At 58.2% G+C, this 15,257-nt stretch carries 14 protein-coding genes; 10 read left to right on the forward strand and 4 right to left on the reverse strand.

Going from position 1 to position 15,257, the window contains the following annotated elements; all coding sequences use genetic code 11:
• Window positions 1-125 precede the first annotated feature (125 nt).
• The gene (locus AFK65_RS05675; protein WP_038857753.1) at window positions 126-1,502 is read right to left on the reverse strand and encodes a GntP family permease; all 1,377 of its coding nucleotides are present in this window, start codon (window positions 1,500-1,502) and stop codon (window positions 126-128) included.
• A 399-nt stretch (window positions 1,503-1,901) separates the two neighbouring features.
• Between AFK65_RS05675 and AFK65_RS05680 the strand changes: the two genes are divergently transcribed.
• From AFK65_RS05680 to AFK65_RS05710, 7 genes are all read left to right on the forward strand, one after another.
• Window positions 1,902-3,167, forward strand: coding sequence for an ABC transporter substrate-binding protein (locus AFK65_RS05680; protein ID WP_038857750.1), 1,266 nt, complete (start codon window positions 1,902-1,904; stop codon window positions 3,165-3,167).
• 233 nt (window positions 3,168-3,400) lie between these two features.
• Complete coding sequence (locus AFK65_RS05685; protein ID WP_038857749.1) at window positions 3,401-4,354, forward strand: carbohydrate ABC transporter permease; 954 nt, start codon at window positions 3,401-3,403, stop codon at window positions 4,352-4,354.
• Entirely contained in the window at window positions 4,354-5,199 is an 846-nt protein-coding gene (locus tag AFK65_RS05690) for a carbohydrate ABC transporter permease (RefSeq protein ID WP_007706701.1), read from the forward strand. The genes AFK65_RS05685 and AFK65_RS05690 overlap by 1 nt, the downstream gene beginning before the upstream one ends.
• Window positions 5,200-5,202: 3 nt before the next feature.
• Entirely contained in the window at window positions 5,203-6,318 is a 1,116-nt protein-coding gene (locus tag AFK65_RS05695) for an ABC transporter ATP-binding protein (protein WP_038857748.1), read from the forward strand.
• Between the two features lie 9 nt (window positions 6,319-6,327).
• A complete protein-coding gene (locus AFK65_RS05700; RefSeq protein ID WP_007706703.1) occupies window positions 6,328-7,983 on the forward strand; it encodes a glycoside hydrolase family 13 protein in 1,656 nt (551 codons plus the stop codon).
• Window positions 7,983-9,659 carry a glycoside hydrolase family 13 protein gene (locus AFK65_RS05705; RefSeq protein WP_038857746.1) on the forward strand — a complete coding sequence of 559 codons (1,677 nt, stop codon included), beginning with the start codon at window positions 7,983-7,985 and terminating at the stop codon, window positions 9,657-9,659. Before AFK65_RS05700 ends, AFK65_RS05705 begins: the two co-directional genes overlap by 1 nt.
• A gap of 84 nt (window positions 9,660-9,743) precedes the next feature.
• Window positions 9,744-10,025, forward strand: coding sequence for a hypothetical protein (locus AFK65_RS05710; protein ID WP_007701137.1), 282 nt, complete (start codon window positions 9,744-9,746; stop codon window positions 10,023-10,025).
• An 18-nt stretch (window positions 10,026-10,043) separates the two neighbouring features.
• On the opposite strand, the gene rna is transcribed toward AFK65_RS05710, so the two are convergent.
• On the reverse strand, window positions 10,044-10,850 hold the full coding sequence (rna, locus tag AFK65_RS05715; RefSeq protein WP_038857745.1) for a ribonuclease I: 807 nt from the start codon (window positions 10,848-10,850) through the stop codon (window positions 10,044-10,046).
• A gap of 107 nt (window positions 10,851-10,957) precedes the next feature.
• Complete coding sequence (gene dcuC, locus AFK65_RS05720; protein ID WP_050569313.1) at window positions 10,958-12,319, reverse strand: anaerobic C4-dicarboxylate transporter DcuC; 1,362 nt, start codon at window positions 12,317-12,319, stop codon at window positions 10,958-10,960.
• Window positions 12,320-12,791: 472 nt separating this feature from the next.
• Between dcuC and pagP the strand changes: the two genes are divergently transcribed.
• Both pagP and cspE read left to right on the forward strand, forming a co-directional pair.
• Complete coding sequence (pagP, locus tag AFK65_RS05725; protein ID WP_007699880.1) at window positions 12,792-13,370, forward strand: lipid IV(A) palmitoyltransferase PagP; 579 nt, start codon at window positions 12,792-12,794, stop codon at window positions 13,368-13,370.
• Window positions 13,371-13,560: 190 nt separating this feature from the next.
• Window positions 13,561-13,770, forward strand: a complete 210-nt coding sequence (gene cspE, locus AFK65_RS05730; RefSeq protein ID WP_002439184.1) for a transcription antiterminator/RNA stability regulator CspE — start codon at window positions 13,561-13,563, stop codon at window positions 13,768-13,770.
• Between the two features lie 229 nt (window positions 13,771-13,999).
• Here cspE and crcB read toward each other — a convergent pair whose 3' ends face one another.
• Window positions 14,000-14,383 carry a fluoride efflux transporter CrcB gene (gene crcB, locus AFK65_RS05735; RefSeq protein ID WP_007699877.1) on the reverse strand — a complete coding sequence of 128 codons (384 nt, stop codon included), beginning with the start codon at window positions 14,381-14,383 and terminating at the stop codon, window positions 14,000-14,002.
• Between the two features lie 83 nt (window positions 14,384-14,466).
• Between crcB and AFK65_RS05740 the strand changes: the two genes are divergently transcribed.
• Window positions 14,467-15,255 (forward strand): deaminated glutathione amidase, encoded by a 789-nt coding sequence (locus AFK65_RS05740; RefSeq protein WP_038857738.1) that lies wholly within the window; start codon window positions 14,467-14,469, stop codon window positions 15,253-15,255.
• Window positions 15,256-15,257 lie beyond the last annotated feature (2 nt).

The following is a 15,257-nucleotide window of genomic DNA, read 5'->3' on the forward strand; positions in this document are numbered from 1 at the left end:
CGGCGTTTCGCCGCTAACCAGCGTCCAAAGAAAAACCCTCACCGTCAAAACGATGAGGGTCCGCGTCAGGGGATGATACTCAGCCTTGCGCGCCGTTTGAAGTGAGCCAGCTCACGAAACGGGGCTTAAAGCAGGATGCTGCCCACCGCCGCCAGCAGGAAGGCGATGGAGCCCAGCAGGGTTTCCATCACGGTCCAGGTTTTCAGCGTGGTTTTCTCATCCATCTCAAGGAAACGGCCCACCAGCCAGAAGCCGGAGTCGTTGACGTGTGAGAGCACCGTCGCGCCGCCCGCGATGGCGATAACGATAAAGCAGAGATCAAACTGGCTTAAGCCCGGCGTCGCCTGCACCATCGGCGCGACCAGCGCGGCGGTGGTAGTCAGCGCGACCGTCGCCGAGCCCTGCGCCACGCGCAGCGCGGTGGAGATAACAAACGCCGCGAGAATAACCGGCATACCGGTATCGGAAAGCACGCCCGCCAGCGCGTCGCCAATGCCGCTGGCGCGCAGCACGCCGCCGAACATCCCGCCCGCGCCGGTCACCAGAATAATCCCGCAGATGGGGCCAAGCGCGCCGTCGCAGATTTTCTCCAGATGCTGGCGGCTGTGGTTGCGGCTAAAGACCATCAGCGCGAAGAAGACGGTGATCAGCAGCGCGACCGGCGTTTTACCGAGCATACGCAGGAAGTTCGCCACGCTGTTGTCGGCGCTGATCCAGCCCAGCACTTTGGCGGTGTTCAGGCCGGTATCGAGAAAAATGAGCATCAGCGGCAGCAGCAGGATCGTTAACACCATGCCGAAGGACGGCGGGCGATGCGTCGGATCGGCGTCCACTTCGCCAAGGAACGAGGAGGGGAGTTTGATATCGAATTTTTTACCGGCGTACTGGCCATACAGATAACCGCCGAAATACCAGGTGGGGATAGCGATAATCAGACCGACGATCACCAGCAGGCCGATATTGGCGCCCAGCAGTTCGCTGGCGGCAACCGGGCCCGGATGCGGCGGCACCAGCGCATGCATGGCCGCAAACGCGCCCGCCGCCGGGAAGGCGTATTTCAGCGTCGAACCGCCAAAGCGCTTCGCCACGCTGAAGATAATCGGCAGCATGACGACCAGACCTGCGTCAAAGAAGATCGGGAAGCCAAACAGCAGCGAGGCGATTCCGAGCGCGAAGGGCGCGCGGTGTTCGCCAAATTTGTTAATCAGCGTATCGGCCAGCACTTTCGCGCCGCCAGAGACTTCCAGCAGACGGCCTATCATCGCGCCGATGCCCACCAGCAGCGCGACGCCCGCAAGCGTACTGCCAAAGCCTGTTAGCAGCGTAGGCACGACTTTATCAAATGGCACTTTGGTCAACAGCGCCACAACAATACTGACCAGGGTAAGCGCAAGAAAAGCATGCACTTTAAAGCGCATGATAAGTATCAGCAGCAGTACGACGGCCCCGGCGGCAATGCCCAGCAGCGTACCGGCGTCATAAGCGTAAGTGGTTTCTGTCATCGTTATCGTCCTCAATAGGGGTACAGTGAAACCGTAGCCTGGTCGGCGGTTTTCTCACTGATACCGGTAACATGATACCGATAACATGTGGCGGCTTGTAAACAGGGTCTGTCATATTTATTAACATTTTGAGATCACCGTCAAACTCCTGCATGCACGGCGCTTTTCCTTCCGTCTGCGCATATCCCGCCTCGCGCATCTGTCAAACTTTCCGGACCGTTTTTTTCACTAAATCGCCAGATTTGTTGGCTATATCGAGCTTTTTTGTCGTGAAGTCGCCGCGAAGTTGCCGCTATTCCATAACCTTAACTAGCTTAGGATCGTGATGATTTGCCGTACATCGCGCTGTAGGCGGCGGCGCAACGCCTCCGCACCCTGTTCAGTGCATAAGAGGACATCATGAAAAAGCTCACCTTCACTTTTCTGACCGTGGCGCTGGCGGGCACCAGCCCTTTCGCGTTTGCCGATACCCTGCGCATGGAGTGCCCCGTTTCGCCCGGCGGCAAACAGTACTGCCAGCACATCAAAGAGCGTTTCGAGAAACAGACCGGCAATCAGCTGGAGTTTATTGAGTTCCCGGCGGCCTCCGATGAAAAGCTGGCGCTGCTGCAACAACTCTTCGCCGCCAAAGATGAGAAAGCGGTGGACGTGTTTCAGTCCGACACCATCTGGATAGGCCTGCTGGATAAGCAGACGCTCGATCTCACCGACGCGATGGGCGGCATGGAAAAAGACTTTTTCCCCGGTCCCTGGAAGAACAACACCGTCAACGGACGCCTGAAAGCAGTGCCGTCGTATATCGATACCGGCGTGCTGTTTTATCGCAAAGATTTACTGGAAAAATACAAAGAGCAGCCGCCGAAAACATGGGACGAGATGGCGCGCATCGCCACGAAAATCCAGGCGGAGGAGCGCAAGGCGGGACATAAGAATTTCTGGGGGTATATCTTCCAGGGGAAATCTTACGAAGGACTGACCTGTAACGCGCTGGAGTGGATCGATTCATACGGCGGCGGCACGTTTGTCGATGAAAAAGGGAACGTGACCATTAATAACCCGAAAGCGGCGCAGGCGCTGGATATGGCGCGCGGCTGGATGGGCAAAATCACGCCGAAGGGCGTGCTGGGTTACAAAGAGGAAGAGTCGCGCACCGTGTTCCAGAACGGCGACGCGCTGTTTATGCGCAACTGGCCGTATGTCTGGCAGCTATCGCAGGCCGATGACAGCCCGCTTAAGGGCAAAGTGGGCGTGATGCAGCTCCCCGCCGGGCCGGAGGGTCGCCAGGCGACGACGCTCGGCGGCTGGCAGTGGTCGATTAACGCTAATACCAAAAACCCGCAAGCCGCCATCGCGCTGCTGAAAATCTTAAGCGATGACGATTCGCAGACGACGCGTCTGAAGATCCTCGGCCATGCGCCGACCCGCGTGGCGTTGTATGAGAACAAAGAGGTGCTGGCGATTGCGCCGGAGCTGACCCAGTTCCGCGATATCTTCGCCCAGGCCGTGCCGCGCCCGGCGACGGTGACCAAAGCGCAGTATCCGCGCGTGTCGAACGCTATTTTCAACGTGACGTTTAGCGTGCTGAACGGCAAAGAGGATGGCAAGAAAGCGGCGGCGGATATGCAAAAGCGTCTGACGCGCGCGAAGGGCACCGGCTGGCGGTAAGGTTTGGATGGCGTGGCGGCTGGCGGGTGCGCGTGGCATACCGCCCTGCATACGATGCGCTGGTTTTCTCGGTGGCGGGTGCGCTTCGCTTACCCGCCCTACAAAAACCAGTTGCGAGTTCGTAGGGCGGGTAAGCCACGCGCACCCGCCGTTCAAACTCCTCGCGCCTGCGCGAAAAGGCCGGGGAGAGGTGCTACATCATCGTGTCCCTCAACATGCTCAACGGAGCGCCTATGAAATCCGATAGCCTTACGTCGCCGCCGGCTCCCCGGCGGCACAACGCCTCCTGGCATCAGCGCCGTCGGCGCGTGGCGTGGGGGCTGGTGCTGCCCTCGCTGCTCCTGCTGGCGCTGGCGGCGGGCTGGCCGCTGGTTCGCACCATCTGGTTTAGCTTCACCAACGCCATGCTTGACGCGCCCCAGGATTACCAGATGGTGGGCATCGCGAACTACTTTGCGCGCAAGGATGGTGTGAGCATCGGCGTGCTGAGTGACCCGCTCTGGTGGCAGGCGGTGGGCAATACCCTGTGGTTTACGTTCACCTCGGTGGCGCTGGAGCTGCTGCTCGGCATGCTGCTGGCGCTGCTGATGAACGAGAAATTCCGCGGGCAGGGGCTGGTGCGAACCGCCATTCTCATTCCGTGGGCCATCCCGACAATCGTCAGCGCCAAAATGTGGGGCTGGATGTTCCACGATCAGTACGGCGTAGTGAACGATCTGCTCGGCAAAATCGGCCTGCCGTCGCATCTCGCATGGATTGCCGAGCCGTCGCTCTCCATGTGGGCGGTGGTGATTGCCGATGTCTGGAAAACCACGCCGTTTATGGCGCTGATGCTGCTGGCGGCGCTACAGCTGATTCCGGCGGATCTTTACGAGGCCGCGAAAGTGGACGGCGCCAGCCCCTGGCAGCGCTTTAAGCGCATCACGCTGCCGCTGATTATGCCCGCGCTGGTGGTGGCGCTGATTTTCCGCGTGATGGATTCAATGCGTATCTTCGATCTCATCTACGTGCTGACCTCCAACAGCGAGGCGACGATGTCGATTTCCGGTTACGCTCGCGAGCAGATTGTCTCTTATCAGGATATGGGCATGGGCTCCGCGGCCTCGGTGCTGGTCTTTATGATGGTGGCGGGCATCGCGGCCTGCTTTATCCGCGTCGCGCGCTTAAACGACAAGGAGAAAAACTGATGAAAATCACGCGCTGGCAGCGCAGGGCAGGGCATAAAGCGGTGATTTACATCGGCGCGCTGATGGCCTGTCTGTTCTGCGTTTTTCCCTTCTATTACGCCATTATTAGCTCGCTGCGCGCGGGCCAGGAGCTGTTTACGCCCGCCTATTTCCCGAACAGCTGGCACTGGGATAACTATGTGGTGGCGCTGGTGGATAACGGCATCGCCCGCAGTCTGCTGAACTCGGTGCTGGTGGCGGTGGTGACGGTGGGCCTCTGTTTGCTGGTGTCGGTGACTGCCGCCTTTGCGCTGGCGCGCGTGCCGTTTCGCGGGCGTCGCGTACTGCTTTTTACCATTCTCTGCGTCTCGATGTTCCCGCAGGTGGCGGTGCTGACGGGCATGTTTGAACTGGTGCGCTTTCTCGGGCTTTACGATTCGCTCGGCGCGCTGGTTATCTCCTACACCACGTTTTCGCTGCCGTTCACCGTCTGGGTGCTGACGACGTTTATGAAGTCGATTCCGGTGGAGCTGGAAGAGGCGGCGATTGTCGATGGCGCGAAAACCGGCACCATTATTCGCCGCGTCTTTGCGCCGGTGCTGGCGCCCGCGCTGGTGACCACCGGGCTGCTGGCGTTTATCGGCGCCTGGAATGAGTTCATGTTCGCGCTGACGTTTATTATTTCGGGCGACAAACGCACCGTGCCGGTCGCCATCAGTATGTTCAGCGGCGCATCAAGCTACGAGCTGCCCTGGGGCAGCATTATGGCCGCGTCGGTGGTGGTGACGCTGCCCATTATTGTTCTGGTGATTATCTTCCAGAAACGCATCGTCAGCGGGCTGACCAGCGGGGCGATTAAGGGGTAAATCATGGCGCAACTTCGTTTAGAGAAAGTCCAGAAACGCTACGGCACCCATGCCGAAGTGATTAAGCCGCTCGATTTACAGATCAACAGCGGCGAATTTGTGGTGGTGGTCGGCCCCTCCGGCTGCGGCAAATCGACGCTGCTGCGCCTGGTCGCCGGGCTTGAGGAGATAACCGACGGCGATATGTATATCGATGACCAGCGGGTCAACGACGATTCGCCGTCGGAGCGCGGCATTGGCATGGTGTTCCAGTCCTATGCGCTCTATCCGCATATGACGGTCTACCAGAATATGGCGTTCGCGCTTGAAATGGCGAAGGTGCCGGAGAAGGAGATTGACGAGCGGGTGCGCGAAAGCGCGCGGATTTTACAGCTGGAGCACCTGCTGGATCGCCGCCCGAAAGATCTCTCCGGCGGCCAGCGCCAGCGCGTGGCCATAGGCCGCGCGATTGTGCGCGAGCCGAGCCTGTTTCTCTTCGACGAACCGCTCTCGAACCTTGACGCCTCGCTGCGCGTGCAGATGCGCATGGAGATAGCGGCGCTGCACAGGCGCATTCACGCCACCATTCTGTATGTCACGCACGATCAGGTGGAGGCGATGACGCTCGCCGACCGCATCGTCGTTCTCAATCAGGGCCAGATTGAACAGGTCGGCACGCCCCTTGCGCTTTACGACACCCCGGCCAACGTGTTTGTCGCGCAGTTTATCGGCTCGCCGAAGATGAACCTGATCCCCGGCAAAATGCTGCGCGTGATGGAGCACGCCTGCGAGGTGGAGCTGGAAAACGGCCTGCGCCTGACGCTGCCGGTGCAGGCCGTCGCCGGGCAGGAGGGCGACGCGGTGCAGCTTGGCATTCGCCCGGAGCATGTGGAGATCATGACGCTTGCGAAAGCGGACGTGGAAGGCGAAGTGCTATTCGTTGAGCATATGGGTAATGAAACTCTGGTTTATGTGAATGGCGGTTATGGCGCAGAACCGCTGGTCATGCGCCATACTGAGAGGCTGGAAGTCCGGCCTGAGCACCATCTGGGGCTGAAACTGCCAGCGGAACACTGTTACCTTTTCGACAGCGCGGGCAACGCGTTTGCGCGCTTAAGCGGCCCGAAAACCCAGCATTAAGGGAGCGTGATGAAAGCAATCGACAAGAAGTGGTGGCATAACGCGGTGGTCTACCAGATCTACCCGCGCAGCTTTATGGACGCCAACGGCGACGGCGTGGGCGATCTGGCGGGGATCATCAGCAAGCTCGACTATCTGCAACAGCTTGGCATCAACCTTATCTGGCTCTCGCCGGTCTATAAATCGCCGATGGACGACAATGGCTACGATATCTCCGATTACGACGACATCGCCGCGGAGTTCGGCACGATGGCGGAGATGGAGCAGCTGATCCAGGAAGCGAAGGCGCGCGATATCTATATCCTGATGGATCTGGTGGTGAACCACACTTCCGATGAGCACCCGTGGTTTATCGAGGCGAAAAAGGGCAAAGATAACCCGTACCGCGATTTCTATATCTGGCGCAAACCGGCTCCGGACGGCGGCCCGCCGAATGATTACCGCTCGCATTTTGGCGGCAGCGGCTGGGCGTATGACGAGGCGAGCGGCGAATATTATCTGCACCAGTTTTCGGTGCGCCAGCCGGATCTGAACTGGGAAAACCCGCGCGTGCAGGAGGAGATCCACGCGATGATGAACCGCTGGCTGGATAAAGGCATCGGCGGTTTTCGCATGGACGTTATCGATTTAATCGGCAAAGAGGTGGACCGGCAGATCATGGCGAACGGCAAGCACCTGCATGTGCTGCTGCGCCAGATGCATGACGCCACATTCGGCCCGCGCGATTCGCTGACCGTGGGCGAAGCCTGGAGCGCCACGCCGGAAGACGCGCTGCTCTACAGCGATCCGGAACGCCGGGAACTCTCGATGGTGTTTCAGTTTGAACATATCAAACAGACCTGGGATGAAAAAGCCGGTAAGTGGCGCAGCAGGCCGTTCGAGCTGTCGCGCTTTAAGGCGGTGATCGATAAGTGGCAGACGGCGCTGGCCGACCGCGGCTGGAACTCGCTGTTCTGGAGTAACCACGACCTGCCGCGCGCGGTGTCGAAATTCGGCAATGACGGCGAGTTTCGTGAGGTCTCGGCGAAAATGCTCGCCACCGCGCTCCACTGCCTGCGCGGCACGCCCTATATCTATCAGGGCGAGGAGATCGGCATGACCAACGTGCGTTACTCCTCCATTGAAGAGTATCGCGACATCGAGAGCCTCAATTTTTACCGGGAACTGATTGCAGGCGGCCTGACGCATGATGAGATGATGACCGGTATCTACGCCAACGGCCGCGACAATGCCCGCACGCCGATGCAGTGGGATGAGAGCCCGAACAGCGGCTTTACCACCGGCGTGCCGTGGCTCGGCGTTAACCCGAACTATCGCGAGATTAACGTGGCGCAGGCGCTGGCCGAGCCCGATTCCATTCTCTGGCACTATCAAAAGCTGGTGGCGCTGCGTAAACAGTACCCGATTCTGGTGTATGGCGATTATCAGATGCTGTTTGCCGAGCACCCGGAAGTGTTCGCCTGGGTGCGTCGCTACGAGGGCGACACGCTGCTGGTAATTAACAACTTTTTCGGCAACGCCATCACGTTGCCCATTCCGGAAGCGATGCAGGCGTGGCACGGCGAATGCCTTATCAGCAACTATGCGCCGCGTGACCAGCTCGCCGTGAGCCTGGAACTGCAACCTTATGAATCTTTTGCGCTGTTAATTCATCAGGAGGGGTAATGAGCGAAGCATCGACGCAGGTAAAAGGCCGCTGGTGGAAAGAGGCGACGGCCTACCAGATTTATCCGCGCAGCTTTAAAGACAGCAACGGCGACGGCATTGGCGATCTTAACGGCATTATCGAAAAGCTCGATTACCTGAAAGATCTGGGTATCGATCTTATCTGGATCTGCCCGATGTATCCGTCGCCCAACGACGATAACGGGTACGACATCAGCGACTATCAGGGGATCATGGCGGAGTTCGGCACCATGGCCGATTTCGACCGGCTGCTGGAGGGCGTGCATCAGCGCGGCATGCGGCTGATCCTCGACCTGGTGGTGAATCATACCTCTGACGAGCACCCGTGGTTTCTCGAATCGCGCGCCTCGACGGATAACCCCAAACGCGACTGGTATATCTGGCGTGACGGCAAAAACGGGGCGGAGCCGAATAACTGGGAATCGATTTTCAGCGGCTCGGCCTGGAAGCGTGATGACGTGACCGGTCAGTATTTCATGCATCTGTTCAGCAGCCGCCAGCCCGATCTTAACTGGGAAAACCACGAGATGCGGGCCGCCGTCTACGACATGATGCGCTGGTGGCTGGATAAAGGCATCGACGGGTTTCGCATCGACGCCATCGCGCATATGAAAAAGGAACCGACGTTAAGCGACGTGCCCAACCCGGAAAAACTGCCCTATGCGCCGTCGATGGTGTCGCACCTCAATTACGACGGTCTGCTCGATTATGTGGACGATATCTGCCGCAACGTCTTTAACCACTACGACATCGTCACGGTGGGCGAGATGAACGGGCTGGACGCCGCTCACGCGGAAGAGTGGGTGGGCGAAAACCGCGGACGGCTCAATATGGTGTTTCAGTTCGAGCATGTCCGGCTCTGGGAGCCGCAGGCGGGCCTGCGCCCGACGCCCGCCGTGCTGCGTAACATCTTCACCGCCTGGCAGCAGGCGCTGGAAGGCAAAGGCTGGAACGCGCTCTATGTGGAAAACCACGACGTGACGCGCGTGGTGTCGCGCTGGGGCGATACCGAGCGTCACTGGCGCGAAAGCGCGACCTGCATCGCGGCGATGTATTTTCTGATGCAGGGCACGCCGTTTATCTACCAGGGCCAGGAGATCGGCATGACCAATACGCGCTTTGCGAGCCTTGATGATTTTGACGACGTCTCGGCCCATAACAAAGCGCGCGATTTGCGGGATCAGGGGATGAGCGAAGAGGAGATTGTCGAATTCCTGACGCGCACCGGGCGCGATAACTCCCGCACGCCGATGCAGTGGGACGCGTCGCCGTATGCGGGCTTCAGCACCCATGAACCCTGGCTGAAGGTGAATCCGAACTACGAGATGATCAACGTTGAAAGCCAGCAGCACGATCCGCATTCGGTGCTGAACTTTTATCGGCAGATGATCCACCTGCGAAAGCGCGAGCCGGCGCTGATTTACGGGCGCTATGAGACGCTGCTTGACGATCACGAACAGATTTACGCCTACCGCCGCGTGCTGGGCGATGAACAGGTAGTGGTGCTGTGTAATTTCTCCGGCAAAGCCGCGGAATATGATGCAGGGGCGCTGTCGCTCGACGGCGCGTTCTGCGTACTGGCGAATCTCGGCGACACGCAGGAGCCGCACCGGTTACGCGCCTGGGAAACGCGGGTGTACAAACAGGCGTCGTGAAGGATTTCAGGATGTGACGTAACAGTCTTTTTTGCGAGACAGATCGCGCCACAATGGCGCGATTTTTTTACATGGACGCAAATGATGATTCGTAAAACAACTCTGGTCGCGCTGGCGCTGCTGGCGATGTGGTATGCGTCGCCTGCGGCGGCGGCGCTCAGCGATGATAAAGTTAAAGAGCAGATTATTCAGGAGTCGATAGACGATTATTCCGGCAACTGCCCGTGCCCCTATAACACGATGCGTAATGGCCGTGCCTGCGGCGGGCGCAGCGCCTGGAGCCGGGAAGGCGGCGCTTCGCCAGTCTGCTATAAACGCGAGGTGACGGCGGAGATGATCCGCGAATGGCGCGAGCGCAACGAATAATCGCGCCCGCGTAATCGATCAATATCCGACGTTATCGAGGATAAAGTTTTTACCGCAGTTCCCCGGATGCGGCTGCGGCGCGAAGGAATCGGCGGTGAGCGGGGCGTTGATCTTCGCGGCGTTCAGCGAGATCTGCATCTCGGTAAGGTAAGCCGGATTGCCGTTGCAGGTGAGTTTCACCGCACGCACGTTCTGGCGGCCAAACGCTTTAGCGACGGCGGTATCAAAGGCCTGGCGGCTGACCGCTTTGCCGTAGTTGGCGGCAAGAAACGCGCCGATCGGGCTCTGCTTCACTTCGTTGTTCATGCGCACCATGGTGCCGAAATAGGCGTCCGGATCGAAGCCGAAGCAGACGCCGTGCTTGGCGTATTCATAACGCTCAAGGCAGGAGTCGCCGCCGGCGCCCGGCATTGTTTCGCTGAGCTTCTCCGCGGTTTCCAGCGACAGGCCGGTTTCCGCCGCCTGGCATTTTTTATCGGCGCGGGCGAGCGGCATGTTCGGAATTGGGCGCGTGGCGCAGCCGTAGCGCATCCAGCGTTTCTCATCGACGCCGCGTAAGGCGACAGTTTTCGGCATCCCCGGCCACAGGCCATGCACGGTCAGGTAGTTGCGTTTATCGTCTTCTTCTTTTTGCAGCGCGCATTCGGCGGGCTCATCGCGCTGGCGCTCGTGCATGCTCTGGCAAAAGCCGGTTTGCCATGAGAGCGCCAGCACGTAGCGATCGAAATCGCCATACTGCTTCGCTTCCAGCGGCTGCGCGCCAGCGGTCGTCGCAGCCATTGCCAGCAGGGCGCCCGCAGCCAGTAAAACTTTCCTGTTAACCATAGTATGGGTCCGAAATCGACGGGATAAATCACAAGGGTGTGTCATTTAAACATAAAAAAAGCGCCGCGAGGGCGCTTTTCGGACAGATTCCGCTTAAGGACAGACGATTATGCCGCAACCAGCAGTTGCGTCGCCAGAATCACGACGATTAATCCAACCAGCACCGGCACAGACGTGCGCTTAACGACCTCAAACGGAGAGATTTTCGCCATCCCGGCCACCGCCACCACCACGCCGGAGACCGGCGAAATGGTGCGGCCCAGGTTGGAGGCCTGAAGCATCGGGATCGTCAGATAAGCCGGATTAATCCCGGCGCTGTGGGCAAGCTTCGGGATCATCTCAACGAACGCGTAAAACGGCGCGTTGCCGGAGCCGGTCGTCATCGCGGCGAGCATCGTGAGCGTGACCAGCACCAGCATCAGAATAATGCTGGCCGAGCCAAACGACGTGGCGATGGAGATAAGGCTCTGGATAAAGCCGATAGCGCTGAGCCCCTGGGCGAAAACACCGGCGGCTACCAGCAGAATGACCACGCCCGCAAACGCGTCCGCCATGCCGCGGTACGCCACCTCCAGCCCGGCAAACACCGTTTTGCTGTCAAAACAGCGGATAAACTCAATCACGGCGGTCAGCACCATGCAGATCACCAGAATCGTGATGATGTGCAGTTGCGGGCCCCATTTGCCGTCGAAAATCAGCACGCCGATAATCGGGCTGAACGGCAGGATCGCGTAGAAGGCAGGCGCGTTAGTGGTGATATCTTTCACATCCAGCGTTTCGTGGTAGATGTGCTCTTTTTTATCGAGCCAGCGCTGCCAGAAGAAGTGGGCGATCGCCATGCTGATAATGGCCGCGATGGAAATCGGCAGCGTCGTTTTAAACGCGAAATCGATAAGCGGCATTTCAGAGGCCTGCGCGGCCAGCACCACATCGCCTGACGTCGGGGAGAGAATAATCGCCGCCGGAGAGGCGCAGATAGCCGCCGCCGCGCCGCGGCTGATGCCGACGTTCACCATCACCGGAAAGAGCGTTGCCATCAGTAAAACGCCAAGGCCGGTCGCTGACGACACAGCCAGCGACATCAGGCAGGCGACGAAATAGGCGGCAATCATCAGCAAATAAGGCGAATTAATATAACGCAGCGGGCGGGAGGCGAGTTTGACCACCATATCGTTGGCGCCGGTGTGCGTCATATACGCGGCAAATCCGCACAGCATCATAATCATCATGCCGAGATCGCCGCCGCGGCTCATCAGCAAAATTTTTATATATTCAAAAATATCGCTGGCGGCGTAGCCGGTGCTGGTTTCTTTGGCCGGTAATATCGCGTGACCCATTAGCGCGCTAATAATTAACAGCAAAATACCACCGACAAAAAGCACGCCGGTGGCGGAATAACCTTTAATGATATAACGCGCGACTCCCACAATAACCACGACGCCTGTGAGGAGTTCCAGTATTGTTCCCATAATTGCCTCTGTTGAGCGACTGCAGAAATAACCTGGCGACGTCAGGCGCGTGGCGCAGGCATGATGCGGGGGAATGTGCCTGAATTACCCTGAGCGTTATCTGATACACATCAATAAACCCTCTGCTAGCCGCAAAGATGAACTGCGGCTAAATAAACTATCAATAAATTAATAGGTTGCATAGCGACAAGGTTGGACAGAGCCGCAGATAATGGCGCACAAGCGCAGGAACAGTGGAATTTACGTTAGGGAGCCGCGTGGGGAGCCGTTATTGGCGGGCATTATTCCGTCCGGCGTATTAATAAGAGAAGTGGCCGCTACCGGGGGGGGGCTGGCGGGGAAGAAGCGTCTGAAAAAAGCGCCTCCAGTCCGGCTGCCGGCTCTCTTTAGGAATTAACTGGCAGTCGGTTAAGTCTTCATTGAGGCAGGATCGCGTAAAATATGACTTCATACTAACAGTGGTAATTAAGACGTGACCGTAGTTAATAAATCCTTTCTGACCTTTCTTGTATTTTTCTGCCAGATATTATTTCCCCTGAACGCCTCGGCGCTGGAAGCGCCACGCACCGTGAAAGCCTGGGCCTCCGTGCTTGGCGATAATATCGCCGAAACCTGGAACGAGCCGCAGCATGTGGATCTCTATGTTCCCGCCATCACCTGGCATGCGCGTTTCGCGTATGACAAAGAGAAAACCGATCGCTACAACGAACGCCCCTGGGGGGCGGGTATCGGTAAATCGCGCTGGGATGAAAAAGGCAACTGGCATGGCCTGTATGTGATGGCGTTTAAAGACTCCTACAACAAATGGGAGCCTATCGCCGGTTACGGCTGGGAGGCGACGTGGCGCCCCCTGCCTGACGACGCGTTCCATGTGGGGCTGGGGTATACCGTGGGCGTGACGGCGCGTGATAACTGGGATTACATCCCGATTCCGCTGGTGTTGCCGCTGGCGTCGGTAGGCTACGGACCGGCGACCTTCCAGATGACATACATCCCTGGCACCTACAACAACGGAAACGTTTACTTCGCGTGGCTCCGGTTGCAGTTTTAAGCGCAAAATATTTTCAGCCATAAGAAAATGCGCTAAGCCAGACAAAACAAGGCTCACAAGCCCAACGGCAAAAAAAGTTCGCGACTTTTATCACTTTTTCTAAAAGTTGGACTGGACAAAAGCCACCACAATTGATGTACTGATATCCGACACAGCATTTGTGTCGATTTTTCATGTAAAGGTAATTTTGATGTCTAAGATTAAAGGTAACGTTAAGTGGTTTAATGAATCCAAAGGATTCGGTTTCATTACTCCGGAAGATGGCAGCAAAGACGTGTTCGTACACTTCTCTGCGATCCAGAGCAATGGTTTCAAAACTCTGGCTGAAGGTCAGCGTGTAGAGTTCGAAATCACTAACGGTGCCAAAGGCCCTTCTGCTGCTAACGTAATCGCTCTGTAATTACATACAGCAAGAATTTCAAAACCCGCTGATTCAGCGGGTTTTTTTATGCCTGCCGTTTTACCTTACCTCAGTAAAACAGAAAGCTTTTCAGAAAAAACGCGACCACCAGAACGCTGAATAACACCGCCAGCCAGCTCATCATTTGCGCTTTCATAAGCCCCTCCCGACACAGACGACAGGCCGATAGTGGCAGAGAAAAATTAAGCTAACATTAACGAGGCGTCGGTTAGCGCACGCTGATGGAAGAAAAAAGCCAGAATGCGAGCGCCGTCATCATAAACGAACCAAACAGGTTCAGCGCCACGTTAAGCCCTGCCCAACCGATGCGGCCATCCTGCAGTAAAAACACCACTTCAGCGGAGAAGGTCGAGAAGGTCGTCAGGCCGCCGCACAGGCCCGTCGTAATGAGGAGCTTCCACATCGGGTCCAGATGCGTCATGCGGTTGAACCACGCGAGCCCTGCGCCGATGATAAACGCGCCCGCGAGGTTGGCGGTGAGCGTACCGATCGGGATGGCGTGATGTACAGGATTCAGACGCAGGCCGAGCCACCAGCGCAACACGCTGCCGGCGCCGCCGCCGAGAAATACCGCGAGCATAATTTTTAACATGGGGCGTTTGTCAGTATGTTATTTGCAAGGCGAATAGTTTACCGTCAGCAAAGGCGCGCTGGCTACCGGAAGGGGAAAGTGAAATGAAAGTGGCGATTGGACAGTTCGCGGTCACGCCTGACGCGCAACAAAACGCGCAAACCTGCGTGGAGCTGATGGCTAACGCCGCCAGCCAGAATGCGGCATTGCTGGTGCTGCCCGAGGCGTTGCTGGCGCGCAGCGACAGCGACCCGGAGCTGTCGGTGAAATCGGCGCAGACGCTGGATGGCGACTATGTCCGGCAGTTACGCGAGGAGAGCGCCAGAAACCGCCTGACAACGCTTCTGACGCTGCACACTCCCACTCGTGAGGGCAGGGCGGCCAACACGCTCATCGCGCTGCGCGGCGGCGAGATTATCGCGCAGTATCAGAAGATCCATCTGTATGACGCCTTCGCGATGCAGGAGTCGCGGCTGGTGGACGCCGGCAGCACGCTGCCGCCGTTGATTGAGGTGGAAGGCATGAAGGTCGGGCTGATGACCTGCTACGACCTGCGCTTCCCGGAAATGGCGCTGAGCCTGGCGCTCGCAGGCGCGGACGTGCTGGCGCTCCCGGCCGCCTGGGTACGCGGGCCGCTCAAAGAGCATCACTGGGCCACGCTGCTCGCGGCGCGGGCGCTCGACACCACCTGTTATATTGTGGCGAGCGGCGAGTGCGGCAATCGTAATATCGGGCAGAGCCGCGTGGTGGACCCGCTTGGCGTAACGATCGCGGCGGCGGGTGAGCGCCCGGATCTGATTTTCGCGGAGATTTCAGCAATGCGCGTGGCGCAGGTTCGCGAACAGCTGCCGGTACTTAAAAATCGCCGTTTCGCTGCGCCGGAATTATTTTGATG

Source organism: Cronobacter universalis NCTC 9529 (genome assembly GCF_001277175.1).
Taxonomy (GTDB): domain Bacteria; phylum Pseudomonadota; class Gammaproteobacteria; order Enterobacterales; family Enterobacteriaceae; genus Cronobacter; species Cronobacter universalis.